Source organism: Clostridium cadaveris (assembly GCF_020911725.1).
Lineage (GTDB): Bacteria > Bacillota > Clostridia > Clostridiales > Clostridiaceae > Clostridium_X > Clostridium_X cadaveris.
The window spans coordinates 2,312,824-2,337,091 of the sequence record NZ_CP076620.1 but is presented as its reverse complement, the minus strand read 5'-3'; the positions used below and the strand labels follow the sequence as shown (position 1 = coordinate 2,337,091).

At 30.8% G+C, this 24,268-nt stretch carries 40 protein-coding genes; 36 read left to right on the top strand and 4 right to left on the bottom strand.

Features of this window, described 5'->3' with window-relative positions:
- Positions 1–44 precede the first annotated feature (44 nt).
- Both KQH81_RS11115 and KQH81_RS11110 read right to left on the bottom strand, forming a co-directional pair.
- A complete protein-coding gene (locus KQH81_RS11115) occupies positions 45–482 on the bottom strand; it encodes an ImmA/IrrE family metallo-endopeptidase (RefSeq protein WP_230028313.1) in 438 nt (145 codons plus the stop codon).
- A gap of 19 nt (positions 483–501) precedes the next feature.
- Positions 502–915 carry a helix-turn-helix domain-containing protein gene (locus KQH81_RS11110; RefSeq protein ID WP_230028312.1) on the bottom strand — a complete coding sequence of 138 codons (414 nt, stop codon included), beginning with the start codon at positions 913–915 and terminating at the stop codon, positions 502–504.
- A gap of 225 nt (positions 916–1,140) precedes the next feature.
- On the opposite strand from KQH81_RS11110, the gene KQH81_RS11105 reads away from it, so the two are divergent.
- From KQH81_RS11105 to KQH81_RS11090, 4 genes are read left to right on the top strand one after another with little or no spacing between them, the layout of a single operon-like run.
- Positions 1,141–1,365 (top strand): helix-turn-helix transcriptional regulator, encoded by a 225-nt coding sequence (locus tag KQH81_RS11105; protein WP_230028310.1) that lies wholly within the window; start codon positions 1,141–1,143, stop codon positions 1,363–1,365.
- 11 nt (positions 1,366–1,376) lie between these two features.
- Positions 1,377–1,580, top strand: a complete 204-nt coding sequence (locus KQH81_RS11100; protein WP_027638632.1) for a helix-turn-helix domain-containing protein — start codon at positions 1,377–1,379, stop codon at positions 1,578–1,580.
- A gap of 11 nt (positions 1,581–1,591) precedes the next feature.
- Complete coding sequence (locus tag KQH81_RS11095; protein WP_230028309.1) at positions 1,592–2,374, top strand: Rha family transcriptional regulator; 783 nt, start codon at positions 1,592–1,594, stop codon at positions 2,372–2,374.
- Positions 2,375–2,385: 11 nt separating this feature from the next.
- Complete coding sequence (locus KQH81_RS11090; RefSeq protein WP_051196287.1) at positions 2,386–2,775, top strand: hypothetical protein; 390 nt, start codon at positions 2,386–2,388, stop codon at positions 2,773–2,775.
- Here KQH81_RS11090 and KQH81_RS11085 read toward each other — a convergent pair.
- Complete coding sequence (locus KQH81_RS11085; RefSeq protein WP_027639272.1) at positions 2,764–2,949, bottom strand: hypothetical protein; 186 nt, start codon at positions 2,947–2,949, stop codon at positions 2,764–2,766. The genes KQH81_RS11090 and KQH81_RS11085 overlap by 12 nt on opposite strands.
- A 66-nt stretch (positions 2,950–3,015) precedes the next feature.
- Between KQH81_RS11085 and KQH81_RS11080 the strand changes: the two genes are divergently transcribed.
- From KQH81_RS11080 to KQH81_RS10925, 32 genes are all read left to right on the top strand, one after another.
- Positions 3,016–3,192 (top strand): hypothetical protein, encoded by a 177-nt coding sequence (locus KQH81_RS11080; RefSeq protein WP_178312395.1) that lies wholly within the window; start codon positions 3,016–3,018, stop codon positions 3,190–3,192.
- Positions 3,193–3,270: 78 nt separating this feature from the next.
- Positions 3,271–3,360, top strand: coding sequence for a sporulation transcriptional regulator SpoIIID (locus tag KQH81_RS17765; protein WP_178312394.1), 90 nt, complete (start codon positions 3,271–3,273; stop codon positions 3,358–3,360).
- A 60-nt stretch (positions 3,361–3,420) separates the two neighbouring features.
- Entirely contained in the window at positions 3,421–3,597 is a 177-nt protein-coding gene (locus KQH81_RS11070) for a hypothetical protein (protein WP_155850308.1), read from the top strand.
- Complete coding sequence (locus tag KQH81_RS11065) at positions 3,590–4,498, top strand: YqaJ viral recombinase family nuclease (protein WP_074846742.1); 909 nt, start codon at positions 3,590–3,592, stop codon at positions 4,496–4,498. The genes KQH81_RS11070 and KQH81_RS11065 overlap by 8 nt, the downstream gene beginning before the upstream one ends.
- 1 nt (position 4,499) lies before the next feature.
- On the top strand, positions 4,500–5,315 hold the full coding sequence (locus KQH81_RS11060; protein WP_178312393.1) for a recombinase RecT: 816 nt from the start codon (positions 4,500–4,502) through the stop codon (positions 5,313–5,315).
- 11 nt (positions 5,316–5,326) lie between these two features.
- A complete protein-coding gene (locus tag KQH81_RS11055; protein WP_022788077.1) occupies positions 5,327–6,178 on the top strand; it encodes a DnaD domain-containing protein in 852 nt (283 codons plus the stop codon).
- Positions 6,159–6,875, top strand: coding sequence for an ATP-binding protein (locus tag KQH81_RS11050; protein ID WP_178312392.1), 717 nt, complete (start codon positions 6,159–6,161; stop codon positions 6,873–6,875). The genes KQH81_RS11055 and KQH81_RS11050 overlap by 20 nt, the downstream gene beginning before the upstream one ends.
- Before the next feature lie 20 nt (positions 6,876–6,895).
- A complete protein-coding gene (locus tag KQH81_RS11045) occupies positions 6,896–7,300 on the top strand; it encodes a single-stranded DNA-binding protein (protein WP_230028307.1) in 405 nt (134 codons plus the stop codon).
- A 21-nt stretch (positions 7,301–7,321) separates the two neighbouring features.
- Entirely contained in the window at positions 7,322–8,146 is an 825-nt protein-coding gene (locus KQH81_RS11040; protein WP_230028306.1) for a DNA adenine methylase, read from the top strand.
- Positions 8,147–8,228: 82 nt separating this feature from the next.
- The gene (locus KQH81_RS11035; protein WP_230028305.1) at positions 8,229–9,242 is read left to right on the top strand and encodes a phosphoadenosine phosphosulfate reductase family protein; all 1,014 of its coding nucleotides are present in this window, start codon (positions 8,229–8,231) and stop codon (positions 9,240–9,242) included.
- A gap of 14 nt (positions 9,243–9,256) precedes the next feature.
- Positions 9,257–9,586, top strand: coding sequence for a PDDEXK family nuclease (locus tag KQH81_RS11030; RefSeq protein ID WP_230028303.1), 330 nt, complete (start codon positions 9,257–9,259; stop codon positions 9,584–9,586).
- A gap of 118 nt (positions 9,587–9,704) precedes the next feature.
- On the top strand, positions 9,705–10,883 hold the full coding sequence (locus KQH81_RS11025) for a hypothetical protein (RefSeq protein WP_230028302.1): 1,179 nt from the start codon (positions 9,705–9,707) through the stop codon (positions 10,881–10,883).
- A 92-nt stretch (positions 10,884–10,975) separates the two neighbouring features.
- Positions 10,976–11,512, top strand: a complete 537-nt coding sequence (locus KQH81_RS11020) for a transcriptional regulator (RefSeq protein ID WP_230028301.1) — start codon at positions 10,976–10,978, stop codon at positions 11,510–11,512.
- 182 nt (positions 11,513–11,694) lie between these two features.
- Complete coding sequence (locus tag KQH81_RS11015) at positions 11,695–12,498, top strand: hypothetical protein (protein ID WP_230028300.1); 804 nt, start codon at positions 11,695–11,697, stop codon at positions 12,496–12,498.
- 60 nt (positions 12,499–12,558) lie between these two features.
- Positions 12,559–12,768: a hypothetical protein gene (locus KQH81_RS11010; protein ID WP_074845078.1), complete on the top strand. Its 210-nt coding sequence runs from the start codon at positions 12,559–12,561 to the stop codon at positions 12,766–12,768.
- Positions 12,769–12,980: 212 nt separating this feature from the next.
- On the top strand, positions 12,981–13,220 hold the full coding sequence (locus KQH81_RS11005) for a hypothetical protein (protein ID WP_099335814.1): 240 nt from the start codon (positions 12,981–12,983) through the stop codon (positions 13,218–13,220).
- Positions 13,213–13,629 carry a terminase small subunit gene (locus KQH81_RS11000; RefSeq protein ID WP_230028299.1) on the top strand — a complete coding sequence of 139 codons (417 nt, stop codon included), beginning with the start codon at positions 13,213–13,215 and terminating at the stop codon, positions 13,627–13,629. Before KQH81_RS11005 ends, KQH81_RS11000 begins: the two co-directional genes overlap by 8 nt.
- Positions 13,622–15,010, top strand: a complete 1,389-nt coding sequence (locus KQH81_RS10995; protein ID WP_230028297.1) for a terminase large subunit domain-containing protein — start codon at positions 13,622–13,624, stop codon at positions 15,008–15,010. Before KQH81_RS11000 ends, KQH81_RS10995 begins: the two co-directional genes overlap by 8 nt.
- Before the next feature lie 2 nt (positions 15,011–15,012).
- The gene (locus KQH81_RS10990) at positions 15,013–16,542 is read left to right on the top strand and encodes a capsid protein (protein ID WP_074845067.1); all 1,530 of its coding nucleotides are present in this window, start codon (positions 15,013–15,015) and stop codon (positions 16,540–16,542) included.
- On the top strand, positions 16,526–18,226 hold the full coding sequence (locus KQH81_RS10985) for a phage minor capsid protein (protein ID WP_083405176.1): 1,701 nt from the start codon (positions 16,526–16,528) through the stop codon (positions 18,224–18,226). The genes KQH81_RS10990 and KQH81_RS10985 overlap by 17 nt, the downstream gene beginning before the upstream one ends.
- 12 nt (positions 18,227–18,238) lie before the next feature.
- Positions 18,239–18,466 carry a hypothetical protein gene (locus KQH81_RS10980; RefSeq protein WP_230028296.1) on the top strand — a complete coding sequence of 76 codons (228 nt, stop codon included), beginning with the start codon at positions 18,239–18,241 and terminating at the stop codon, positions 18,464–18,466.
- Between the two features lie 62 nt (positions 18,467–18,528).
- Positions 18,529–18,900, top strand: coding sequence for an ABC transporter ATPase (locus KQH81_RS10975; RefSeq protein ID WP_074845064.1), 372 nt, complete (start codon positions 18,529–18,531; stop codon positions 18,898–18,900).
- A gap of 105 nt (positions 18,901–19,005) precedes the next feature.
- Positions 19,006–19,590, top strand: a complete 585-nt coding sequence (locus tag KQH81_RS10970) for a hypothetical protein (protein WP_230028295.1) — start codon at positions 19,006–19,008, stop codon at positions 19,588–19,590.
- 20 nt (positions 19,591–19,610) lie between these two features.
- Entirely contained in the window at positions 19,611–20,519 is a 909-nt protein-coding gene (locus KQH81_RS10965; protein WP_074845058.1) for a capsid protein, read from the top strand.
- A 13-nt stretch (positions 20,520–20,532) separates the two neighbouring features.
- The gene (locus KQH81_RS10960; RefSeq protein ID WP_074845055.1) at positions 20,533–20,766 is read left to right on the top strand and encodes a hypothetical protein; all 234 of its coding nucleotides are present in this window, start codon (positions 20,533–20,535) and stop codon (positions 20,764–20,766) included.
- 31 nt (positions 20,767–20,797) lie between these two features.
- A complete protein-coding gene (locus KQH81_RS10955; RefSeq protein WP_074845052.1) occupies positions 20,798–21,160 on the top strand; it encodes a head-tail connector protein in 363 nt (120 codons plus the stop codon).
- A 2-nt stretch (positions 21,161–21,162) separates the two neighbouring features.
- Complete coding sequence (locus tag KQH81_RS10950) at positions 21,163–21,486, top strand: hypothetical protein (RefSeq protein WP_074845049.1); 324 nt, start codon at positions 21,163–21,165, stop codon at positions 21,484–21,486.
- The gene (locus KQH81_RS10945) at positions 21,486–21,869 is read left to right on the top strand and encodes a minor capsid protein (protein ID WP_074845047.1); all 384 of its coding nucleotides are present in this window, start codon (positions 21,486–21,488) and stop codon (positions 21,867–21,869) included. The genes KQH81_RS10950 and KQH81_RS10945 overlap by 1 nt, the downstream gene beginning before the upstream one ends.
- Positions 21,869–22,252, top strand: coding sequence for a phage tail terminator protein (locus KQH81_RS10940; RefSeq protein ID WP_074845043.1), 384 nt, complete (start codon positions 21,869–21,871; stop codon positions 22,250–22,252). The genes KQH81_RS10945 and KQH81_RS10940 overlap by 1 nt, the downstream gene beginning before the upstream one ends.
- Positions 22,253–22,262: 10 nt before the next feature.
- Complete coding sequence (locus tag KQH81_RS10935; protein WP_074845040.1) at positions 22,263–22,721, top strand: phage tail tube protein; 459 nt, start codon at positions 22,263–22,265, stop codon at positions 22,719–22,721.
- 59 nt (positions 22,722–22,780) lie between these two features.
- Positions 22,781–23,122 carry a hypothetical protein gene (locus KQH81_RS10930; protein WP_074845037.1) on the top strand — a complete coding sequence of 114 codons (342 nt, stop codon included), beginning with the start codon at positions 22,781–22,783 and terminating at the stop codon, positions 23,120–23,122.
- Complete coding sequence (locus tag KQH81_RS10925) at positions 23,079–23,444, top strand: Gp15 family bacteriophage protein (protein ID WP_027639501.1); 366 nt, start codon at positions 23,079–23,081, stop codon at positions 23,442–23,444. Before KQH81_RS10930 ends, KQH81_RS10925 begins: the two co-directional genes overlap by 44 nt.
- Before the next feature lie 13 nt (positions 23,445–23,457).
- On the opposite strand, the gene KQH81_RS10920 is transcribed toward KQH81_RS10925, so the two are convergent.
- Positions 23,458–24,186 carry a restriction endonuclease gene (locus KQH81_RS10920; RefSeq protein WP_051196321.1) on the bottom strand — a complete coding sequence of 243 codons (729 nt, stop codon included), beginning with the start codon at positions 24,184–24,186 and terminating at the stop codon, positions 23,458–23,460.
- Positions 24,187–24,268: the final 82 nt, after the last annotated feature.

The following is a 24,268-nucleotide window of genomic DNA, read 5'->3' as shown; positions in this document are numbered from 1 at the left end:
TCACCTCCTTTGTGAACATATGTTCTTTTGGAAGTTAAAAAAATTTATATATTGGTTAATTGTGATAATGGTTCATAAGGAACTTCAATGTAACTAGCAATTTGTTCTAAAGTCATTCCTTCTATTTCAGTTGATATCAAATCAAAGCGTATCCCCTTTAAGGCTAATGCAAAATAGTTAGCCTGTCGCTCTAATTTACCTATATTTATATATTTAGAACTAGGAATACTAGTATGTAAAATAGCATGTCCTAGTTCATGCCGCAACTTAAATTCTTCATCATATCCATATAAATCATTTCGGATAAAGATAACCTCATATCCATAATAATTACGATAATAAATAGAATCATTGCCACTTAGCAAATAAGAATTTTTTTCGAGTTTTTCAATTTTAATGTTGAGATATCTACATAGTTCATATGGACTATTAGTGTTATACATATCTACAATTCCATCTACAATATTATTAATCCATATCATATAATCCCCACCCTTGTTGCTATTTCTTTTGTTTTCTACTGTATTTATACCCCAATAATTCAGCTTGTTCTAGCATTTCATTTGCAAAATTCAATATATCTTCATCACTCATAATATGTGGATTAAATCCCCCATATCCAAAAATTTGATGTTTAGTAACATATGTTCTCGCTTCTTCTGGATTAGTAAACTTTTTAGGAATAGTAGGAAAAGTGTTTTCAACATTTGAAGTAGAAGTTTCATCTTCTAATAATTCACTTATAATTACATTTAAAGCAGTAGCAATTGCTTTTAAAGTATCAACACTAGCATTATATCTATCTTTCTCAATATCTGCTAAGTAAGAACGTGATATATTAGCTTTTTCTGCAAGCTCTTTTTGAGTTAAGCCCCTCAATTTTCTTAAATCTCTAATTTTACTACCAATACTCATTTTAATACCTCCATGTCGAATATACCGACTTGATAAGTATATTATAGTGCATTAAAGTCGGTAATACAATATATAAAATGACGGAAATACAAGTATAAAAGAGCGATATAGAGATTTAACTAGCTAATTTTAATAAATGCTCAATTATGGTTGGAAATACTAGGAATTTCATCTTTACAATATGACGGAAATACAATACAATAAGTTTGAAAGGAGGGGGTGAATATGAAAGCTGAAATATCAAAGTCATTAGGAATTATGATTAAAGAAGCGAGAGAAAAGCTGTCATTAACTCAACAAGATCTGTCAGATAAGACGGATATATCAAGAAATTATATTTCTGATATTGAATGTGGCAGATATGTGCCAAGTGTTGAAAAGTTATTATTATTAGCTTCATGTTTAAATTTAGACTTAAATTCACTCAAAAATGACGGAAATACAATATAAGGAGGAGTAATATGGAGGATATTCTTTACACAGTTCCAGAAGTTGCAAAGCTTATTAAAACAAACACATCATATGTTTATTCTCTTATTAGAGAAGGTTTGCTACCGGTACTCAAACTTGGTAGCTATAAGGTTAGGAAAGTATCATTAACAGAGTTTCTAGCCAAATATGAGGGAAAGGATTTAACAGATCCTAAGGATATTAAAGATTTATAAGGAGGAATAGTATGAAAGAATTAATCAGCATTAAAACTCATGAAGGAGAAATGGTAGTTACAAGCAGAGAAGTAGCAGAGAATTTTGAAAAGAGACATGCAGATGTAATAGAAAAGATTGAGGAATTTATCAAAACGGAAAATTCCGTTATGACAAAAATGTTTATAGAAAGTAGTTATAAGGCTGGTACTGGGAAAAGATATAAAGAATATTTGCTTACCAGGGATGGATTCACATTACTTGCTATGGGGTTCACCGGATCTAAAGCAATAGAGTGGAAGTTAAAGTACATTGATGCATTCAATAAAATGGAACAAGCTTTAAAAGAACAGTCCAAGCCTACATGCATAGAAGATTTAATAATAATGCAGGCACAAAGTTTGAAGAATATAAGACAACAACTTAATCAAGTTACTAACAATGCATTAGAAGCTAAGGCAGAAGCAGAGAAGTCTAGAGAAGAGATACAGGCTATGAGAGATGCAATTACATTAGATAGTAATGGGTGGAGAAAAGAAACTACAGCAATAATAAATAAAATAGCAACTAAGCTAGGTGGATTTTCAGAAGTAAATCTTTTAAAAAGGGAAATTTATAAATTGCTAGACACTAGACTTGGTGTGGATGTGAATAGAAGATTACTTGAAAAGAAAAAGAGAATGGCATTAGAAGGTGTATGCAAAAGCAAGATAGATAAAGTTAATGTTCTAGATGTAATAGCAGAAGATAAAAAGTTAATAGATGGATATGTAAATATAATAAGGCAATATGCTTTAAAGCATAATGTAGCTTAGGAGGGATAAGGATGAATAAAAAGATTAAAACAACAGATACAGATGTAAGAGTAGCTACATCAACTATAGATGTGGTTGAAATAGGCGGTTTAAGCTTTGAACATGATGAAAGATATCCATGGGTAGATGTATATCACATAGGGAATGAAAATAAGGAGTTTGTAGAACAGATTGATGGTGCAGATATGCCGACAATAGTTGATATAGAAGATTTGAAGATATTATCTTCGAATTGGTATTCCAATAATGTTGAGGTAGTGAAAAATATAGAAACTGCTCCAGAAGTACCAGTTCAAGAGCAGTATGTAACTTTGAAAATTGATTCTATAGAGATTGCTAGGGTTGTTATTGATGAAATAAACAGGCAACAAAAGCAATCTCATAGGATATTAATTGTTTAACCAGTTATGATATTTTTCAAGAAGCCTCATTGTAAGAGAAAGGTTAAACGAACGGTTATATTCAATAACATCTAACTGAGGTTCAATTTTATTAAGATTATCAGTTATCTCATTAGAGATCTTTAATAAATCTTCTTGGGATATAGTTGATTTAAAATCAGAGAAATTTTTCATAGAAACACCCCCTTTCAACAATATTTTACTATTTGTTGAGAGAGGAATAAAGAAGGAGGGTTAAAGATGTACACATGGGGGATTAAAGCAGCAAGTTTATATTGCTTGATAGTTGTACTTTATATCATAGCTAGAAACATTTATAAAGCTATAAAAGGTAAGGATGATCTTCACACACTTTTTCAAGTAGCTTTGCTTGTACCAGCGTCAATTTTCTTATTTGATTTGTGGTACATGCTATAGGAGGTGAAGGTATGAAGAAGAGATTAAACATCAATGGAGAGATAGTAGAAAATAGTAAATCCACAGCTACACACAGAAGTGCTAAAGCTATTGGATCACAACAAAGAAGTAAGACATATAAGAGGTGGAATAACCACCCAAAAAAGATATAAAAAAAAGATGGCATAAGCCACCAAAAATTTAATAAAACATTCAAATTTAGTATAACACATGAAAGGGGAAATTCAAATGGTTAATATTAATGAAATAGTTGCAGAGTTAAATGATAACATCAAACAGTTGCAAGAATTAGATATAAAGATATGGGATGATGAAAATCCAGAATGGAGATTGTCAAGTTTTGAATATAATCCTGTTTTAGATAAAGTATTTTTTAAATGTATTGAGGAGGGTGTTAATGAATAATTTAGATTGGCTTAAGGAACGTCAAAAAGGTATTGGGGGTTCAGACGTTGGAGCTATTTTAGGCGTTAACAAGTGGAAAACTCCATTTCAAGTTTATCTTGAAAAAACAGAAGAGATTACAGAAATAAATGACCAAAGCGAAGCAGCTTATTGGGGAGACCAGTTTGAGGAAGTAGTTGCTAAAGAATTTGAGAAGAGAACTGGTAAAAAGGTTAGAAGGGATAGAAGGCATTTTCAACATATAGATTATCCTTTTATGGTAGCCAATATTGATAGAAGAGTAGTGGGAGAGAATGCAATATTAGAGTGTAAAACAGCTAATCAATTTTTGGCTAAAGAATGGGATAGTGAAGAAATACCAGATAGTTATTTATTACAGGTTCAACATTACCTAGCTGTTACAGGTGCAGAAAAAGGCTATATAGCAGTTCTCATAGGTGGGCAAAAGTTTATTTGGAAAGAAATAGAGCGGGATGAAGAGCTCATTGGCATAATGATTGAAAAAGAAAAAGAATTTTGGAATTTGGTACAGAATAAAATTCCACCTGCTTTAGATGGATCTAGTGCGGCTGAGAAATACTTAAATGAAAAATTTGCAAAGGCTGAAAAAGGCAGTGAAAAACCACTTGAGTCTAAATATAAGGAGCTCATTGAAGATTATTTCTCTTATAAAGCTACGGCTAAGACTTTTGAAGAAAAAGCTAATGAAATTGAAAATAATATAAAGTTAGAACTTGGTAAAAGTGAAATAGGAAGTATTGATAAATATCAAGTAAATTGGAAACGAGTAGTTAGCAAAAGAGTGGATAATAAGATTTTAAAGGCTGAGTATCCAGAAATTTATGAGAAGGTATGCAAAGAAAGTATATCAAGAAGGTTTAATATCAAGGAGGTAATTTAATATGGCAACAAATTCAAGTTTAAAAAATCAACTTTCAAAGAAGGAAAATGTAACGATAGGAAATACAATGCAGGGACTTCTTAATAACCCTAAAATGAAAAAGCGTTTTGAAGAAATACTTGACAAGAAAGCTCCTCAATATATGAGTAGCATACTTAATCTTTATAACGGAGATACAAGCTTACAAAAATGCGAGCCAATGAGTGTATTATCTAGCAGTATGATAGCAGCAACTATGGATCTTCCAGTTGATAAAAACTTAGGGTATGCATGGATTGTTCCATATAAGAATAAAGCACAGTTTCAAATGGGATATAAGGGGTATATTCAACTAGCTTTAAGAACAGGTCAATATAAGCACATAAATGCCATCGAAATACATGAAGGGGAACTTGTTAACTGGAATCCATTAACTGAGGAATTAGAGATAGATTTTACAAAGAAAGAAAGCGATAAAATTATAGGTTATGCTGGATATTTTGAATTATTAAATGGATTCAAGAAGTCAACATACTGGACCAAAACTCAAATTGAAAATCATAGGAAGAAATTTAGCAAGAGCGATTATGGATGGAACAAAGATTTTGATGCTATGGCTATTAAGACAGTAATTAGAAATATGCTTAGTAAGTGGGGAATATTAAGTATTGAGATGCAGAATGCTTATACAGCTGATGAAAACATAATGAAGGATAGTTTCATAGATGATTCTGAAAATGTATCAGCAAATATAGAAGATTTAGTTGAAGCTGACTACACAGTAAATCAAGATTCATTAGAATCAAAAGAAGAGTTTGAAGGAACGCCTTTAGAATAGAGGTATAAAAGATGGCAGGAGAAGGAAAAGGCTGGATAAGTCTTTATAGAAGCATACAGGATCATTGGTTATGGCAAGAGAGACCCTTTAGCAAGGGACAGGCATGGCTAGACCTTCTCTTGCTTGCCAACCATAAAGACAATAAATTTCTATTAGGAAATGAACTTATTAAAGTAAAAAAAGGTAGCTTTATAACTTCACAAAAGAAACTAATGGAAAGATGGGGATGGGGTTCTGAAAAAACAAGAACATTTTTGAAACTCTTAGATTCTGATGGAATGATAAGATTTGAAGCAAATAAGAAAAGAACTACCATAACAATAGTACACTATGATAGCTATCAAAATCAGAACGGTTCAAATCCATATAGCTCAAGGGGTAGCGAGGAATGCCAGAATGAAAACAGAACGTCAGCAGAACGTCAGCAGAATGATACCAGAACGTCAGCAGAAACAAACAATAATGATAATAATGTTAATAATGATAATAAATATATAAATAATAATATAACTCCAATAGAAGTATATCAGAATAATATATTTCCTATGCCTGGAGCAATAGAGATTCAAGGTATTAATAATTGGAGTAATGATTTAGGAAATGAGTTAGTTATATATGCAATAGAAATAGCAGCTGAAAATAATGCGAGAAGTTGGAAGTATATAGAGCATACTCTTATGGATTGGAATGATAACAACATTAAAACATTAGACCAAGCAAAAGCATATTCTCAACATAGAAAAAGGAAAGGAGGACAAAAACAAAATGGTGGAGATAGAAAAGATAATTCAAAGAATAAGGGAGAATACAATTTCAATAGACCATACACCGGACCAAGTCACAATGGAGAAATCGACTTCTAAGTGTGAATGTGGTGGAACTGGATGGATAGTTGATAAAGAAACTAATACTTATACAAGATGTAAGTGTTATGAAGTAGAGAGAATGAATAATCTTTGGAAGCAATATGGTGTGGATCCTAAGGAAATAAAAAAATTAAATGAGTATAGGCCTATGGATTATGTACAAGAATCTGCAAGGGACAAAGCTATAAATTATATAACTGGTTTTGAGAAAATTAAAAAGACTAGAGAAAATGGTTTTGGATTGTTTGGCCAACCAGGGGCGGGAAAAACACACATTATAAACTCAATAGGAGCCGCTTTAATTAACAAAGGTATAGAAACTATATACATGCCTTATCTTGAAGCTATGAGAGAGCTTAAGGCTAATGCTATGGATGATGAATACTATATCAAATTGTCCTCAAGATACCAGATGGCAAAAGTCTTAATAATAGATGATTTGTTTAAAGATAAATTTAAAAGCGGTAGATTATTGGGACAACTTACTGAGGCTGATATGAAACATCTTTATCAAATAATTAATTATAGGTATTTAAACTATCTTCCTACGTTAATTAGTACCGAGGCAACACCTGAAAGCTTAGCTAATTTAGATGAAGCATTAGCAGGAAGAATACTAGAAACTTGTGGTGAGAACATAACGGTGTTTGAAGGCAGTAAATACAATTATAGAATGAGAAAATTTTTAAAATAGAACTAGGAAGGAGATAAGGAATGAATAAAGTAGTTTTAATCGGAAGGTTAACAAAAGATCCAGACTTAAAGTATACTCCAGGGAATGGAACAGCAGTTACTACTATAACTTTAGCAGTAGACAAGTATAATCCACAAACTAAGAAGAATGAAGCTGATTTTATATCAGTTGTAATCTGGGGAAAACAAGCTGAGAATACTGCAAGCTATATGAGTAAAGGTAGTCAAATGGCTATCAGTGGCAGAATCCAAACTAGGTCTTATGATGCTAAAGATGGTACTAAAAGATATATTACTGAGGTTGTGGCTCAAGAAGTTTCATTTTTGAGTAAAGGCAAAGATAATAATTTATCAACTCAAAATTTTGGAGAACAAAGCTTTGATGAAGATATAATGCCAGTTGATGATGGGGACATACCTTTTTAATATTAGAAAGGAAGTGACAGGATGAAGCTAAAACATTTAAGTAATATAAAATGGATAGGTGGGAAACATGGAAAGGAAGAAATTTATTTAGATTTAATGCCTAAACATGATATTTTTGTGGATTGTTTCCTTGGATCTGGAGCAGTACCTTTTTATAAAGAAACAGTAAATCCAGCTAAAATAACTGTAGTTAATGATATTAATGATAGACTTGTAAATTACATGATGGTACTTAAAGATAATCCGGAACAACTATATAAAGAATGTTCTTCATTACCCTATAGTGAAAGTTTATATGAAAAGTGGAAATGGGAACCATGGCCGGAGAATAATTTGGAATCAGCAGTTAGATTTTATTACTTAATGAGAGTTTGTTTTGGTGGGGGAGGTCATAAATACCGAAATGGAATTGGATTATCTAAAACTCAAAATAAGGCCAAGCAATTAATAAGTGCAACAGAGCTTATACCCGGAATGGCCGAACTAATTAAAACATGGAATATATTAAATCGAGATTTTGAAGAAGTAATAAAGTTTTATGATACAGAAGATACATTATTCTTTTTAGATCCACCATATCATGATCATGAAAATATGTACTTTGGAGGTTTTGAAGAGAAGGATCATATTAGGTTAAAAGAAAGGCTAGATAGAATAAAAGGGAAAGCTATGGTTTGTTATTATAGTAGTTCACTGATTGATGATTTATACAAGGATTGGTATGTAGTTAAATATAGTACAGCCAGTCAAATTAAAAATAGAGCTGCAGGTGATAAGATGCCAGTTAGAAATGAATTGATTTTAATGAATTATGAACCAATAAATCAACAATTAAAATTAATATAGATAAAAAGTCATATGAGGATACTAATCTATTCACCTATTCTTATATGACTATCAATATCATAAGTGTAAAGGAGGTGAAAAGATGTATATACAAGATATAGATCTGAAGCTCAAAGATTGGGCATTTAGCCAAAGAAAAGGATTGCCTTATAATCTTAAACTTAGATTATCAGAGAAACGTATAAGAGAATGGTATGAATATTATGGTGGTCAAGTATATGTGAGCTTCAGCGGTGGGCTAGATAGCACAGTACTTTTAGACATGGTAAGAAAGATATATCCAGATGTAGAAGCAGTATTTTGTGATACTGGATTAGAATATCCAGAGCTTAGAGAGTTTATTAAAAGCTTTGATAATGTAACTATTATTAAGCCAAATATGAGTTTCAGACAAGTTATTAAGCAGTATGGATATCCACTAGTTAGCAAAGAAACAGCAGCTAAGATAAGAAAGCTTAGACATGGGAATCTATCTGAAAAATATAGGAACTATTTAATGAACGGCGATGAAAGAGGAAAACTTGGTATGTTAGCAAAGAAGTGGAGAATACTTTTAGATGCTCCATTCGATACAAGTGAGAAGTGCTGCGATGTGATGAAAAAGAAACCATTTAGAGATTACCAAAAACAAAGTGAAAAATATCCGTTCATTGGTATTACTCAAGATGAAGGTTTTCAAAGGCAAAGGCAATATGAAAAGACAGGATGTAATGTTTTTGACTCTGATAAACCTAAAAGTCAACCTATGGGATTTTGGACTAAACAAGATGTATTGAGATATGCATATGAGAATAAGCTTGAAATATGTAGCGTATACGGAGAGATACAATGTAAAGATGGTGTTTATAGCAATACTGGTGTAGAGAGAACTGGATGCATGTTCTGTGCTTTTGGATGCCATTTAGAAACTTGCCCTAATAGGTTTCAAAGAATGGAGCATACACATCCACAATTATGGGACTACTGTATGAAAGATTGGGATAAGGGTGGACTTGGAATGGCTAAAGTATTGGACTATATAAATGTTCCGTATTTAGCAGAAGTAGATCCGATTGTTTTAAACGGCAATGAGTGCCAGCAATATAAGATATTATAGCTTGGAGGTATACAATGACTAACAGTAAGCAGAAAGGAGCTAGGGGGGAGCGAGAGCTTTCTTCTAAGCTTAAAGAATATGGATATAACACAAGACGAGGACAGCAGTACTGCGGAGCTAATGGAGATGCAGATGTGATTGGATTGGCAGGTATTCATATAGAGTGCAAGAGAGTTGAGAGACTTAATATTTATGATGCTATAAGCCAAGCTAAGGCAGATGCAAAAGAAGGGGAATTACCTACTGTATTTCATAGGAAAGATAGATGTGAATGGCTAGTAACAATGACTTTTGATGATTGGATGAAGCTATATAAGGAATATGAGGTGCAACTTAAAGGTTGATATGTAGAAATTTAAAGATGTTCTTTGAAAATTGAATAGTAAGGTATTGAAGAAAATGTTATTATATAAATAAATAGATTAATATTGGTTTGAATCTATAAAGTAAAAGGAGATAAATATGAAGTTATTATTTACTAAGGGGATTAAGGGGTGTGTTGATAAATCTAAAATAAAGTTAATTGCTGGAAATAAAGTGATTGAAACTAGCTACTCTTATACAGACAAAGATTTGATAAATTTAGAAAATGAATATAATATAAAATTGCTTGGAGAAATTATTAAAGATAATAGTTTAATACAGATGACAGGTGATTTTAACTTTATGGTATCAAAAAACAATAAAGAAATAATATATATAACATCTTTATTATACAAAATAGATGCGTCATTCGTAGAAATTTATGAATTAATTAAAAAAAAAATTTTTATTAACATAGACGAATATTATAAAATAATTAGTTATGTACCTATATTTATTACTACAGAAGGTCTAGTTACTGAATTGTTTTTTTCACGTAAAGAATTTCAGCAAGCGCTTGTTGAATCAGACGTATTAAAATTAATAGATAATGAGACTAAGAATAAAATAATATATATGAATGATTTGTATGCAATGATAGGAGATATCCAGAATTATGTATTAAATGTTCATAATAATTTAATTGAAGCGCAAAAAGAATTATGCAAAATTCTAGATGGAGTTCAAGAGGAATTTTGCATAAAATGGTACGGAGAAGAAGAAAAGGAGTATAAGCTTTGCGGATATAATTCACAGATTATATCTTCTATGTATATGGATGTTATTGTTAAATTATCTTCTTGTTTAGACATTATTACAAAATTATTTTGTGAAATATTAGATTTTCCTAAGGTATATGATAAACCTATAAGATTTAAAAGCGGAAATATATATTTTAGAAATATAAAAAGATTTAAAGAAAAATTTAAAAATTATAGAAACTATAATCAATCTATTTTAGCTAATTTTAAGGATTATGACGATATAATTTTAAGTAGAAATTTAATTGTTCATAATAGCTTTTTTTCATCTGATCCAGCTGTTTTTTGGGGATTTGGAACACCAGTAGTAAATAAGAAAAGAATTCCTTATGCTTTAATGTATATATGGGATATAGATGAAGATGGCAAACCAGATAGATGGCTGAACAGATGTAAATTTTATGGTCAAAACAGACCTATAGATGAGTATATAATAAATAACCTAATAAAATTTTATGAACAACTTGATAATACATTAGAAATAATAAAAGAGTATCTAGGTAAAGAGGATATATGAAATATATTCTATTTAACTATAGAAAAATACAATAAGTATCTAAAATGCCGTATATTCCATCGAATATATGGTGTTTTTATTTTAAAGAAAGGATGATTAATATAGATAAAGAACTCTTTAGAAAGACAGAAGGAAAGCTATACAGATATTATGGCCATACAAGGCTTATAGAAAAACTTAGAGATAAAGTGATGTTATTAACTCAACAGAAAGAAGCTATTCGCAGAGAAATGCAAGAACTCAAACATATACAGTTAGAGTCGGATCTTAACATGGGAATAGATTATAGTATGGAGAAGATTCAAAGTAGTGGGACCAGTACAAGTGTAGCTGAAAATCAAATGGTCAAGTATATAGAAAGACTAGAAAAAGATTATAAACATACGATAAGGTCCATAGGGAAAATCAACTCAAGGATAAGAGAAATTGAGTTAGAGATGCAGAGCATAGGATATAATATAAGCCTATTGGGTGAAGAAGATAAACGATTTCTAGAGTTAAAGTATGGGGATAAGAAAAACATACTTCAAATATCATTAAAGCTTAATATAGCTCAAGCGACTGCATATAGAAAGCGAGAAGAATTAATACAAGCTATATCAGAATATGATAACATGCTACTAAAGTGATAAAAAAGTGATAAAAAGTTGAGAAAAAACATGATGCAATATATGATAACATGATAGTAGTTAATAAAATATATGAGCTTTCCCCCTTTATATTAAAAAAGCATTTATGGTTTAGGCTGTAGATGCTTTTTTAGAAGGATTTTATAACTGTTTGTAGAATTATGAGGAGGGGGGATGACAAAATGGACATCATAAAGAATGCGATTATATATACAAAAGAAAATATTTCTTGGATAAAAGATATTTTTACTATTATTCTAACTTTTTCAGCTACAATAATATCATATTTTACATATCAGAAGGCGAAGAAGAGTCTACTTCAACCTATGAAATCAGAAGTTATTCATATTCAAACTAACATGATGATTGATTTAATAAACTATATTAATGATGAATTTAATAATAAACTATATAATATTTATTTAGATATAGTATGTATTAATTTGTTTAATACATTAATTGATTGTGGATATATTTTTAACAATCAGGAAAAAATAAAAGCAATAATAAAAGAAAAGAAGGTTGGGGCGATACCAATTGCTGATGAAAATGGGATAATTAAATCGATAGAGGTTATTTCTACTTTTAAAAATGAAAGTGAAACATGTGATGAAGATGTAAAAAAGGAAAATTATGAAAATTTACAAAATGGCAATTTGCATATTGATATGATATTTTTTACTAAGGAATATCTAGAGTGTAATCAAATTATATCAAAATATATTAGTAATCCATTAATGCCACAAAAAATTTCTGATATACTAGAGCAGTTATTAGATATAATAAATAATAATTTAAAATTAATAATAAAGAAGACAATAGAGGAGTCGGTTATAGAATATTATAAATTACAAGAAAAAAAATCAATTTCTCATACTGGGGTTTATAATGAGTTTAATCATAATAGAATTGAGCATGAACATCTAGTTAAAGAAATTAGAAGGGAAATTAGAAAATTTTTAAAAGTAGATGAAGAATGGCAATAAAAGTATATTAGAACTCTAGAAATAGGGTTCTTTTTATTTTACATAAAAGGAAGTGAGAACATGTTAAGTATCTATACAAGTTATAAATGTAATAGTTGTGGTAGAGAGTTTGTATTACTATCAGAAGAAGTAGAAAAGCAGAAAGGATACTTAGTGTGTCCTTATTGCAGCAGTAAAAGAGTTAAGAAAGAAACCATATCGGATAATCTAAAAGAATGTATGCAGGAAAGAAGTTATAAGAGAGTTAAAGGAGCCTTAAGGCAGAGATAGAATTGTCAACATAATTTTTATAACTTAGATGTGTGCTATTTTTTTTAAAGAATTAATAAATTGAATTATGATTATTAGATTGACAATAATCATCGTTAAAGATTCCATGAAATCAAAAAAGTCTTTAATATTCATAATAGCACCTCATATCTTTTGAATTATTTATATTATTAACTAATTGTATTTATAATATACAGAAAGGAAGTGGCATTATGGCCAGAATACAAACAGTAATAAATAAAGTATCTAAGGCATTAAAAGCTAAAGGCTTGATGCCACTTATTAATCATGAACAGTTTTATGGAGATGAAGGTCAGCCTATTACAAAGTATATTATTCATTATGGTAGACCTAGAGGAAAAGAAAATGATGTTTATGATATAGTTTTTAACAAAGTAGACCTGTTAAAAGATTTAATAGAAATATTAAAGGCAGGTGATAACAATGGATAAAAAGCTTACACCTAAACAGAAAGCATTTGCAGATTATTATATAGAAACTGGCAATGCTACAGAAGCAGCAAGGAGAGCAGGATATAAAAAACCTAATGTACAAGGAAGTCAGAACTTAGAAAAACTTAGTATTAAATCATATATAGAAGAAAGAATGAAGGTTTTAGACGAAAAGCGAATAGCAAAGGGTGAAGAAGTTCTCCAATATCTCACTAAGGTAATGCGAGGAGAAGAAAAGGACCAGTTTGGGTTAGATGCTTCACTCCAGGACAGAACAAAAGCAGCTGAACTATTAGGTAAGAGATATAGACTGTTTGTGGAAAAGGTAGAACAGGATGTAAATGCAAATATAAATTCTACCCAAAAGCTTGATTCTATACTTAATCAGTTAGGTAAGAAGAATGAGTAATGAAGAAAATAAAGAGCTTTACCCATTATCAGAAAAATACTTAGACTTTTTAGAACATAATGCACCAGTTGAGTTCTTGGAAGGTACAACAGCGGCAGGAAAGACTACAGTTGGTCTTGTTAAGTTTATGCTTAAAGTTGCCAAGTCAAATAAAAAAATGCATATAATAGCATCTAAGACAACAGGCGTAGCAGAAAAGAACTTAATCCAGAAAGAATATGGTATATGTGATGTATTTGGAGATTTAGTTAAGTATAACGGTAACGGTGATAAAGATAATAAAATACCACATATCAGATATCAAACACCTAATGGTGAAAAAATAATATATGTTTTAGGCTATGATAATAAAGATAAATGGAAAATGGCCCTAGGTTCTCAATTTGGATGCGTACTTATAGATGAAATTAATACAGCAGATATAGATTTTGTACGAGAGATATGTACAAGAAATGATTATCTTATGGCCACACTTAATCCAGATGATCCTAATTTGCCAGTATATAGTGAATTTATAAATTGCAGTAGACCTTTAGAAAAGTATAAAAAAGATGTACCAAGTGAAATACTTGAACAGCTAAATAGTGAAGAGAAGAAGAACTGGACTTACTGGTTCTTTTCTTTTTATGATAACGCATCTTTAAGTGAAGCTGATATTGAGAAGAAAAAGCTATCAGCTCCGAAAGGTACTAAGCTATATAAGAATAAGATATTAGGTTTAAGAGGAAGGGCAACAGGATTAATATTTTGCAATTTTGATAGAACTAGAAACTTAACAACTAAAGCTAAAATAAAGAAACAGATACAAGATAAAAAAATAAGATTTATACAATTTACAGCTGGGTTAGACACTTCTTATTCAAGTCAATCCAATGATACTATAGCAATGACTTTTATGGGAATTACAGCTGATAAAAAGTTATTTTATTTAAGCGAAGAAACCTACAACAATAAGGACAATAAAGAAAAGCCATTAGCTCCAAGTGATACAGCAGTAAAATTTGTTGAGTTTTTAGAGAAGAACAGAAAAGAATGGGGATTTGCTAGAGATGTCTTTGTTGATAGTGCAGACCAAGCAACTATTACTGAACTTAAGAAACTAAAAAGGCAAAAGCCTAATTTATATAACTTTATTAATTCATATAAGAAAGTAGAGATAATAGATAGAATTAACTTCTTATTAAGTTGGATGGGAAGTGATGAAACACAGGTATTCTATTATGTGGTTGATACTTGCAAAGAACATATAAGGGAGTTGGAAACTTATTCATGGAAAGAGGATAAAGATGAGCCAGAAGATGCTAATGACCATACGATTAACTCTTGTCAGTATGCATGGATACCTTTTAGAAAGATGATAGGAGATTATAAGGAGGAGTAAAAGTGGGGTGGTTTAAAGGGATGTTAACTAAAGCAGCAATTAAATATTTAAATGTTCAGCCAGCGATATCTAACCCTATAACTATACAAGAAGCTTACACTTATGAATCTAATTTAGTTAGAAATAAGTTATGGTATAGAGGGGAAGCTTATGAGCTAGAACAATTCTTTAAGAATATAAGCAGTGATCCAGTAAATAAAGCTAGATTTTGGAGTGCGGTACCAAGCGAGGACTTAAATATAAGAAAAATACACAGTGGTATGCCAGCAATGATAGCTGATAGATTAAGCGATATAGTAGTTTCTGATATAGATAGTATAGAAGTTACTGGAGATGAGTTTAATAACATATGGGAAGAAATAAGGAAAGATAATAAGTTTGATGATAATATAGGTGATATGATTGCTAGTACTTTAGTATCTGGTGATGGAGCTTTTAAAATATCTATTGATACAGATATATCTAAATACCCAATCATAGAGTTTTGTGAGGGTGATAAGGTAGAATATGTGACTAAAAGAGGAAGGTTACAGGAAATTAAATTCAATACTTACTATGCCAAGAAAAATAAACAATACAAATTAGTAGAGATTTATGGTATAGGATATGTTAACTATAAATTATATGATGATATGAATAATGAAGTACCCCTAAATACTTTAGAGGAAACAGCAGAGTTACTGGACGTAACCTTTAGTGGTGATTTTATTATGTCAGTTCCTTTGATGTTTTTTAAATCTCCTAAGTGGGAAGGTAGAGGAAAGAGTATATTTGATAGTAAATCAGATTCATTTGATGCACTTGATGAAGTTATAAGTCAATGGATAGATGCAATTCGTGATGGTAGGGTACAAAAGTATATTCCAGAAGATTTAATACCTAAGAATCCTATTACAGGTGAATTGATAAAGCCTAATAGTTTTGACAATAAATTTATTAAGATAGGTTCAAGTCTTGCAGAAGATACAAGTAATCAAATAGATATGAAACAAGCAGATATTAATTATTTGGCTTATGTAGAGAGTTACGCTAATGCAGTTGATATGTGTCTACAAGGTATTATAAGTCCTTCTACATTAGGAATAGACCTTAAGAAAACGGATAATGCAGAAGCACAAAGAGAAAAGGAAAAGACTACTTTATACACTAGGAATAAGATGGTAGATATACTAACGGAGGTTATACCTCAATTAGTCAATATAGTACTCAAGACATATGATACAATGAATAGTAAAACACTAGGAGAATATGAGGTGGCAATAGTATTTGGTGAGTATGCTTCACCTAGCTTTGATGCAGTAGTAGAAACTGTTGGCAAAGCTAAAAGCTACGGAGTAATGTCTATAGAGCAATGTGTAGAAGAGATGTATGGAGATACATGGAGTGATGAAGATAAGGCTATAGAGGTCCAAAGAATAAAAGAACAAAATGGAATGATTGAAGCAGAAGAACCTAAAGTTGTTGACGAAGAAGATTTAAATAATCCGAATGATACAGAAAATGAGGATGATTTAGATGGACAAGAAGAATAAGCCTACTCAAATAGGAGAGATACTTAAAAATGTTACTAAAAAGTATGCACAAGATGAAGCTAAGAAGGAAAGAGATAAGTCTTATGACGTAAGAAAGATATTTGAACAGATGGAACTGGATCTAATATCTTCTATGCATAAGGCTTTTTATTTTCATCAAAGAGAAGAAGAAAAAGAAGGATTCCGTTTTGAGCAATGGCAGTTAGTTAAACTTAGAGAGATGGAGAAGTATAGAAAAAGGAATAAGGATATTCTAGGTGAGTATAAGGTTCCAATCGAGAAAGTAATCCAGGAAACATTGCAACAAAGTTTTGATAAAGGACAACAAAATGTTGAAACACATAAAGGTTATATTACTGGAGAGATAAAGTTTCCACAAGATGAGATAAAAGAAGAAGTTAAAAAATCAAATAATAGTGTATCAGAGCATCAAGAAATAGAGGGTGATGCATATAATAAAGCTACTGATATAGAAGAACTTCCTAAAGCACCAAGGGAAGAAGGTTTCTTTGATGTCAATGAGAAGAAACTTAAGGTTTTAATGGAATCAGTTAATAATGATTTAAATAAGGCTGAATATGCAGTCCTTAGAAAGATGGATGATGTATATAGGCAAACTATATTTAAAACTCATATGTATTTGCAAAATGGTGTTAAGACATTAAATCAAGCTATAGATATGTCTACTAAAGATTTCTTAGATAAGGGTATCAACTCTATACAGTATAAAAATGGTGCTAATGTTAATATAGCAAGTTATGCAGAAATGGCATTAAGAACAGCCAATCATAGAGCCATGCTTTTAGGAGAAGGCAGTAAGAGAGATGAATATGGTATACATTTAGTAGTTGTCAGTGCTCATGCTAATACTTGTCCTAAGTGTGAACCATGGCAAGGGAAAATACTTATAGATGATGTATTTAGTCATCCTAATAAAGAGTATATAGAGAAATATAGAGATAAGTATAAATTGGTAAGTGAAGCTATAGAAAAAGGACTACTACATCCTAATTGTAGACATTCCTTAATTACTTATTTTGAAGGAGTAACAAGAATTCCAACAGTTCCAGATGGCAAGGAAGCCATAAAAGTATACGAGGCAGAACAAAAGCAGAGAGCACTTGAAAGAAAAATTAGAAAGTGGAAAAGGTTTGAAGCTGGAACTTTAGATGAAGAAAACAAATTAATATCAAATAATAAAGTGAAGAAACTACAAAGCTCATTAAGAAAACATTTAAAGAATAATAAAGAACTTAGAAAAAAATATGATAGAGAAAAGGCTAGAGCAGGCTTAAATATTAATGATAGTAGTATAGAAGCAGAAGTATTGAAAGAAAAAGTTTTAAATGCTAAAATTAAAGAAATAAGGGAATATATAAGAAGCAAGCAGCCTTTAAAAATAGAGATAGGAAAACAAGGGAAACATATTTTGGGTCATAATAACTATATTGAAGGTAGAAGTTATTTAACTATATCTCTAGAAGAGGCTCAAGAGCTTATCAATAAATATGCTGGTACTGGTGAAATAAAGTTTACTTTAAAAGGTGAATGGGATAAAAAAGAAACTATTACTATAGATAAAGAAATTGGTGTTAATGTTAGTATGCTAGATGGTCTGGAAACAAAAACTAATAGTTTTAAAATCCATTATTCTAAAAAAGGAACACATATAGTTCCTAATTAAAGAGGTGATTTTATGTTTAATTTAGTAGATACCTTAAGAACTATAATGAAAACTCATAAACTTAATAATGAGCTTAGGTTGAAAGTAACTTCTATTGATGGAACTGTAGTTACCGGTCCTTATGGTGGTTTTACACAAGCGTTAGATAATGAGCCTGAAATAGCTAGTATTTCAATAACAAAACAAGGTTATGGAATAGAGATATATGAAAATGAAATAAAGTCTATAGAAGTAATATAGAGCATTTACTAAGTTAAAGAGTAGGTGCTTTTATATTGCTTAAAATTAAGGAGGAATAAATTATGAGGGAATTAAGTACTATTCAAAAAAGAGAAAAGTTAAATGTAGTAGTAGCTACGGATGAAAAAGGTAATGGAGGTGCTAATCATAGATATGCGGTTATTGCACATCAACCTAATGTTAATGGTGTTGTAAATATGGCAATAATACAATTTCAAGATGGGGCAAGAAAAGAAGAAGGTTCAACTCCAGGGGTTTTAGATACTGACTTATTAGAAATAGTAAGGGATAGATATAAGGCGTTCCAAGATGGACCATTTGCTAGTGAATATAATGCTAAAGCATTAGAGCATATTGAAATTGCTTTGATGTATGCTAACAGAAGAGTTGAAGATAGAATTGAAAGAAATGTTTTAGGAACTAATAATAAGTGATTTAAAGTCTTAGGAAACTAAGGCTTTTTATTATGCCCAAAACATGCTTAAGGCTTAAAACTATGCAAGGAGATAACAGCCGACAGGCTATAAATGGAGGTATTTATGTTTTTAGAAAATTTAAGAATGAGTAGATTAATGGAAGCTGATACAGGAGCCAATGGTGGAGCAGATACCGGTAAGGCAGACACCGCAGAAACTGGAGCAGATACACAAGAAACTACTCAAGAAGAAAAGACTTTTACACAAGCGGAGGTTGATAATCTTTTAAAAGAAAGGGTTGCTAGATTAAAGAAAGAGCAACCAAGCAAAGAGGAATTAAAAGCTTATAACGATTGGAAGGAAAGTCAAAAGACAGAAGAAGAGAAGAAAGATGAAGCTTTAACTAATGCTGAAAAGGCTAAGCTTGCAGCAGAAGAAAGAGCTTTATTAGCAGAAACAAAAGTAACTTGTTTATCTAAAGGAGTTATAGCAACATCTGTAGATGATGTAGTTACACTTGCTAAAGCTATGGTTACTGAGGAGGTGACTATAGAGCAGGCTATTGATAAGGTGCTAGAAAAGTATCCGAATTTCAAAGGAAAACAGCAACAAGAAGAGCAAAAAGGATTCATCAAAATTGGTGCAGAAAATCAAAGACAAAAAGAAAACTCAAATGATGCCCTAGCAAGAGCATTTGGAAATAAATAAAATTTAGGAGATGATTATTAATGGCAGTATATAGTTATGCTGAACAATTTGAAAGAGAATTACAACAAAAATATGCAAGGGAACAAACTTCAAATGATTTAGAAAATTCTAATCCACAAGTTAAGTTTATCAATGCACAAACTATTAAACTACCTAGTATTACAGTTAGTGGTTATAAAGACCATAATAGAGGTAATATGGGCTTTAATACGGGAACAATAACAAATGAATGGGAGCCAAAGAAATTAGCTCATGATAGAGATATAGAATTTGCTTTAGATCCAATGGATATAGATGAAACTAATTTAACTTTAGAGGTAGCAAATGTTCAAAATACATTTGAAACAGAGCAGGCTATTCCAGAAAGGGACTCTTATAGGTATTCTAAATTATATTCAGAGGCTAAGACTTATACTTCAAATGGTGCAGTAGTAGACACTACTACAAAATTAACTACTGCTAACATTTTAGATTGGTTTGATACTCAGATGGAAAAAATGGATGATACAGGAGTACCATCAGAAGGAAGAATACTTTATGTTATTCCATCAGTCCATAAAATGCTTAAGCAAGCAGAAGGGTTAACAAGAAATATTGATGTTAGCAGTAATAATGGCAACATTGATAGAAGAGTTTATTCTTTAGATGATGTAAAAATAAAGAAAGTACCATCTAGCAGAATGAAAACTAAGTATAACTTTACTAATGGATGTGTTGCTGCTGAAGATGCAAAGCAAATATACATGATTCTTATCCATCCTTCTTGCCAAGTTACTAGAAGAAAATATGCTTACATGAAGTTATTTACTCCTGGTACTGATTCAAGAACAGCAGATAAGTATGTATATCAAACTAGAGAGTATGGAGACACGTTCTTAATTAAAAATAAAGCTTGTGGTATTGCAATAAATGCTGAGGCAGAAGCATAGGGGGAGATTTTAATTGAAAGCTACAATGGAAAATAAAGTTTACACAATAGATGAAACTCAAAAAGCTATGTATAAAGCACTAGGATATGATATTACAGAAGATGATGGAACTGTAATAGAGTATGGAGCTAGAAAGTCAGTTTCATATGAGGAATACAAGGCTTTAGAAGAAAAGGCTTTAAAGTTAGAAAAAGAAAATAAGAAATTAAAAGAAGAAATTAAGGAATTGAAGAAGGGTGCTAATTAGTGACCTTCTTTTAGTTTAAGGATGTGATTAAATGTCTTATGTAGACAGCACATATTATAAAGATACCTTTGGAGGGACTATCCTTCCAGAGGATCACATAAAACAAAAACTAGAAAGAGCATCAGATCAAATTGATACACTCACTTATAACAGGATAGTAGGCAAAGGCTTTGAAAATCTTGCTAACTTCCAACAAGATAAAATTAAAAAGGCTGTATGCATCCACGCTGAGTTTATAGAACAGTATGGGGAATATATTAATATGCCTTTAAGTGGCTTTTCTGCAGGTAGTACATCTGTTAGTTTTAATGCTAATAAGGTTAATGGGATTACTACTACACAAGAAGTATTAAATTATCTTAGTCAAACCGGGTTAACTTGTAGGAGGATTTGAGTATGGGATTAAAATTACCGTTTCCTAAATGGTTAGCTAATACTCCAATAGAAGTATGGTTTGAAGGAACTAATACAGATGGAGACTATGAGGAAAAGAAGCTATTCGAAGGTAAATGTATCTATACTGATAAGTCTAGACAGGTTCTTAATGCAGAAAGACAGTTGATTCTATTAAGCGGCAAAGCTGTTATTGAAGGATCTATTTATGATGGTCCATTTGAAGGCTATGTAATAGTAAATAAAATAAAGAAAAAGATTTATTCTATTGAAAGACCTTTAAATCCAGATGGTACTATCTTCAGTACGGAACTGAATTTACAGTAATGAGTGTGAAAGTAACAGTTAAGCTAAACACTAGCAAAATAAACACACTAATTGAGGCTCATAAAAAAGCATTAGAAATGACAGCAGATGCAGTTTTTAGTGATATTAAGACTAGTGCTGTAGTTCCTAAAGATACAAGTACATTAGAAGATAGTGCCTTTGTAGATAAATCCGAATTAATGAACTGCATTATGAAAATAGTCTTTGACACTCCTTATGCACGTAGATTATATTGGCATCCAGAGTATAATTTTAGAAAGGATAAAAATCCTAATGCTCAAGGGAAATGGATGGATAGCTATTTATACGGAGACAATAAGCAATTCATAATAGATACCTATTCTAAATTTCTAAAAATGCTTAGCGAAGGATTGATTAAATAATGTTATTAAGTGAGATAAGAGAATTTTTAAAAAAGAAAATAGAATGTCCTCAATGGTATTTAAATAAGATTGGAGATAAGGAAAAGAGTATAACGATTTATAATACTGTAGGACCTAAACCCATAATAGCTATTGGAGGCTTAGCTAACACAAGTTATACCACTAAGGCTATTTCTATTTTAGTGCATTGGGGAAAAAATTCTGATGAAGCAGAGAAAAAAGCACAAGAGATATATAATGCTTTCTTTGGTCAAGATGGGCTTATAGGGGGTAAGAGAGTAATACAATTTGATATGAAAACAGCTAACCCTATAAGTGTAGGTACTGATAGTGAAGGTATTATTGAATATGTAATTGAAACAATAATTTATTACGAAAGGTAGGTAAGGAAAAATGGCAGGATTTAGTGGAGTATTTCCAGTATATAATATTAAATTTAAAGTTGGAACTAAAGGAAAAGAAAGTACATCACCATCAGATATGGCAGTTATAGCTGATATGGAGTCATTCTCTATCAGCATAGATGGAAAAGTAGAAGAATGGACTCCAATGGATACAGATGGATGGGCCAGAGCTTTAATGACAGGTAAGAAGTTCAGTATAGGTTTAAAAGGGAAAAGAAATGTTGGCGATAAGGGCAATGATTATGTCGCAGCTACAGCTTGGAAAGACGGATTAGGATGCAGTACAAAAGGGGAAATAGAATTTCCGGATGGCGGTAAATTAGCCTTTGATTGTGTAATTAATGTTAAGAATGTAGGCGGTGGAGATTCAACAAATGTTGCACCACTTGAATTCGATATGCAAGGTGATGGTAAACCAACATATACACCAGCAAGTTTACCAGCATAAATTTTAGGTGCTATTAGTAAAACTAGTAGCACTATTTTATTATTGAAAGGATGATATGAATGGCAAGAGTATATGATATTATAAGTAGATTAGAGAATGGTAATCAAAAGCCAGTGATAAAGTTAGATGCAGAACATGAATTTAAAATTAATAATAGCAAAGCTGCAGCTTTTAAAATAATGGCTTTAGCTGATGATGAAAATGTAAAAGAAGATGAAAGACTAGAAAAGATTATTAAAGTAGGATTGGGAGAAGAAGCTTTTAAGTATATAGAAAGCTTAAAGTTAAGTATGCCTAATTATACTTTAGTTATAAATACAATAATGGCAGCAATAGGGGATGTAGAGCTAGAAGAAATTGAGAAAGAGGCAAAAAAGGAAAGAAAAAATCCCAGAAAATAAATGGTATGACATAGTAGAGGACTTTGATTTAATAGAAGCCTCCTTTGCTATGCAATACGGAATTCGCTTAAGAAATGATGATATGACATGGAATGAGTTTTGTACTTTATTAACTGGAATAATGCCAAAGACTCCATTAGGAGAAATAGTAAGCATTAGATGTGAAGAAAATAAAGATGTATTAAAGAATTTTACTCAAGAACAACATAAGATACGTAATGATTGGAGAAATAGAGTAAATCCAATTAGAGACATGTCAGATGAAGAGAAAGAAGAAGAAATAAAGAAAGTACAAGAAATATTTGCAAAAGCCTTTGGATAATAAGAGTGCATAACTATTTTGCACTCTTATTATATTTAAGTAAAAAATCTTTACGAGTAAGTATTACATTATATTTATGAGAATTTTTATCATGAACTAATATTTCTAAATCAACCATTTTAGATATTAAATAGTCTGCATAGTTATATTTAACTCTAAATTTTCGTTGAATATCTGATACTGATATATTCTTTTGATCTAAAGAGTAGTTTATAGCATCTAGTAAATATATGTCGTCACAATCAAATGACAATTCAACTTTAGTTAAAGGATTTACAACAGAAACAGTACTTTCTTTAAAATTCTTGAATTTTCCGGATTGCTTAATTAATTGTTGTAAAACACTCCTATCCCAAAGTTCAACTCCAGTTGCATAAGCTAATTTTTGAGCTGCAGAAGTGAAATAATTATTTGTAATCACTACAGCTTTGTCACAATTGTAATATATTTTGCCACTTACAATTTCTTGAACAGCTTTATTGCCAACTGAAGAAGAATATAGTTTACATTGAATTGCATAAGTTACTCCTGACTTTGAAGCCAATACATCAACTCCATAATCTCCAGAGCCGCTAGTTACTATTACTTTAGAATATCCTATTTTTTTTAGAAGATTTGCTGTGTAATTCTCAAATTGCCAACCATCTGACAAGTTATCGATTAAACTTAATTCTTTTTTTACGTTTTTCTTTCTAAAAGAATTAAATATTTTATATAGATAAGAAAAAAAATTTTTTATCATAATAAATGCCTCCTATAAAATACTAATAACTAAATTATATAAAATATTCCATATTAGTACTAGGTAAAATTTGTATAAAGAG

Coding starts and splice junctions, on each gene's coding strand:
- KQH81_RS11015 (WP_230028300.1), top strand. CDS start 11,695: ATGGACATCATAAAGAATGCGATTATATATACAAAAGAAAATATTTCT.
- KQH81_RS11000 (WP_230028299.1), top strand. CDS start 13,213: ATGGATAAAAAGCTTACACCTAAACAGAAAGCATTTGCAGATTATTAT.
- KQH81_RS10955 (WP_074845052.1), top strand. CDS start 20,798: ATGTCTTATGTAGACAGCACATATTATAAAGATACCTTTGGAGGGACT.
- KQH81_RS11035 (WP_230028305.1), top strand. CDS start 8,229: ATGTATATACAAGATATAGATCTGAAGCTCAAAGATTGGGCATTTAGC.
- KQH81_RS10920 (WP_051196321.1), bottom strand. CDS start 24,186: ATGATAAAAAATTTTTTTTCTTATCTATATAAAATATTTAATTCTTTT.
- KQH81_RS10930 (WP_074845037.1), top strand. CDS start 22,781: ATGGCAAGAGTATATGATATTATAAGTAGATTAGAGAATGGTAATCAA.
- KQH81_RS11055 (WP_022788077.1), top strand. CDS start 5,327: ATGGCAGGAGAAGGAAAAGGCTGGATAAGTCTTTATAGAAGCATACAG.
- KQH81_RS11060 (WP_178312393.1), top strand. CDS start 4,500: ATGGCAACAAATTCAAGTTTAAAAAATCAACTTTCAAAGAAGGAAAAT.
- KQH81_RS10980 (WP_230028296.1), top strand. CDS start 18,239: ATGTTTAATTTAGTAGATACCTTAAGAACTATAATGAAAACTCATAAA.
- KQH81_RS11115 (WP_230028313.1), bottom strand. CDS start 482: ATGATATGGATTAATAATATTGTAGATGGAATTGTAGATATGTATAAC.
- KQH81_RS10970 (WP_230028295.1), top strand. CDS start 19,006: ATGTTTTTAGAAAATTTAAGAATGAGTAGATTAATGGAAGCTGATACA.
- KQH81_RS10965 (WP_074845058.1), top strand. CDS start 19,611: ATGGCAGTATATAGTTATGCTGAACAATTTGAAAGAGAATTACAACAA.
- KQH81_RS11095 (WP_230028309.1), top strand. CDS start 1,592: ATGAAAGAATTAATCAGCATTAAAACTCATGAAGGAGAAATGGTAGTT.
- KQH81_RS11065 (WP_074846742.1), top strand. CDS start 3,590: ATGAATAATTTAGATTGGCTTAAGGAACGTCAAAAAGGTATTGGGGGT.
- KQH81_RS10995 (WP_230028297.1), top strand. CDS start 13,622: ATGAGTAATGAAGAAAATAAAGAGCTTTACCCATTATCAGAAAAATAC.
- KQH81_RS11110 (WP_230028312.1), bottom strand. CDS start 915: ATGAGTATTGGTAGTAAAATTAGAGATTTAAGAAAATTGAGGGGCTTA.
- KQH81_RS11100 (WP_027638632.1), top strand. CDS start 1,377: ATGGAGGATATTCTTTACACAGTTCCAGAAGTTGCAAAGCTTATTAAA.
- KQH81_RS11030 (WP_230028303.1), top strand. CDS start 9,257: ATGACTAACAGTAAGCAGAAAGGAGCTAGGGGGGAGCGAGAGCTTTCT.
- KQH81_RS11080 (WP_178312395.1), top strand. CDS start 3,016: ATGTACACATGGGGGATTAAAGCAGCAAGTTTATATTGCTTGATAGTT.
- KQH81_RS10950 (WP_074845049.1), top strand. CDS start 21,163: ATGGGATTAAAATTACCGTTTCCTAAATGGTTAGCTAATACTCCAATA.
- KQH81_RS11105 (WP_230028310.1), top strand. CDS start 1,141: ATGAAAGCTGAAATATCAAAGTCATTAGGAATTATGATTAAAGAAGCG.
- KQH81_RS11025 (WP_230028302.1), top strand. CDS start 9,705: ATGAAGTTATTATTTACTAAGGGGATTAAGGGGTGTGTTGATAAATCT.
- KQH81_RS11050 (WP_178312392.1), top strand. CDS start 6,159: ATGGAGAAATCGACTTCTAAGTGTGAATGTGGTGGAACTGGATGGATA.
- KQH81_RS11045 (WP_230028307.1), top strand. CDS start 6,896: ATGAATAAAGTAGTTTTAATCGGAAGGTTAACAAAAGATCCAGACTTA.
- KQH81_RS10985 (WP_083405176.1), top strand. CDS start 16,526: ATGGACAAGAAGAATAAGCCTACTCAAATAGGAGAGATACTTAAAAAT.
- KQH81_RS10935 (WP_074845040.1), top strand. CDS start 22,263: ATGGCAGGATTTAGTGGAGTATTTCCAGTATATAATATTAAATTTAAA.
- KQH81_RS11005 (WP_099335814.1), top strand. CDS start 12,981: ATGGCCAGAATACAAACAGTAATAAATAAAGTATCTAAGGCATTAAAA.
- KQH81_RS11020 (WP_230028301.1), top strand. CDS start 10,976: ATGATTAATATAGATAAAGAACTCTTTAGAAAGACAGAAGGAAAGCTA.
- KQH81_RS10975 (WP_074845064.1), top strand. CDS start 18,529: ATGAGGGAATTAAGTACTATTCAAAAAAGAGAAAAGTTAAATGTAGTA.
- KQH81_RS10940 (WP_074845043.1), top strand. CDS start 21,869: ATGTTATTAAGTGAGATAAGAGAATTTTTAAAAAAGAAAATAGAATGT.
- KQH81_RS11090 (WP_051196287.1), top strand. CDS start 2,386: ATGAATAAAAAGATTAAAACAACAGATACAGATGTAAGAGTAGCTACA.
- KQH81_RS11085 (WP_027639272.1), bottom strand. CDS start 2,949: ATGAAAAATTTCTCTGATTTTAAATCAACTATATCCCAAGAAGATTTA.
- KQH81_RS11040 (WP_230028306.1), top strand. CDS start 7,322: ATGAAGCTAAAACATTTAAGTAATATAAAATGGATAGGTGGGAAACAT.
- KQH81_RS10945 (WP_074845047.1), top strand. CDS start 21,486: ATGAGTGTGAAAGTAACAGTTAAGCTAAACACTAGCAAAATAAACACA.
- KQH81_RS11010 (WP_074845078.1), top strand. CDS start 12,559: ATGTTAAGTATCTATACAAGTTATAAATGTAATAGTTGTGGTAGAGAG.
- KQH81_RS11070 (WP_155850308.1), top strand. CDS start 3,421: ATGGTTAATATTAATGAAATAGTTGCAGAGTTAAATGATAACATCAAA.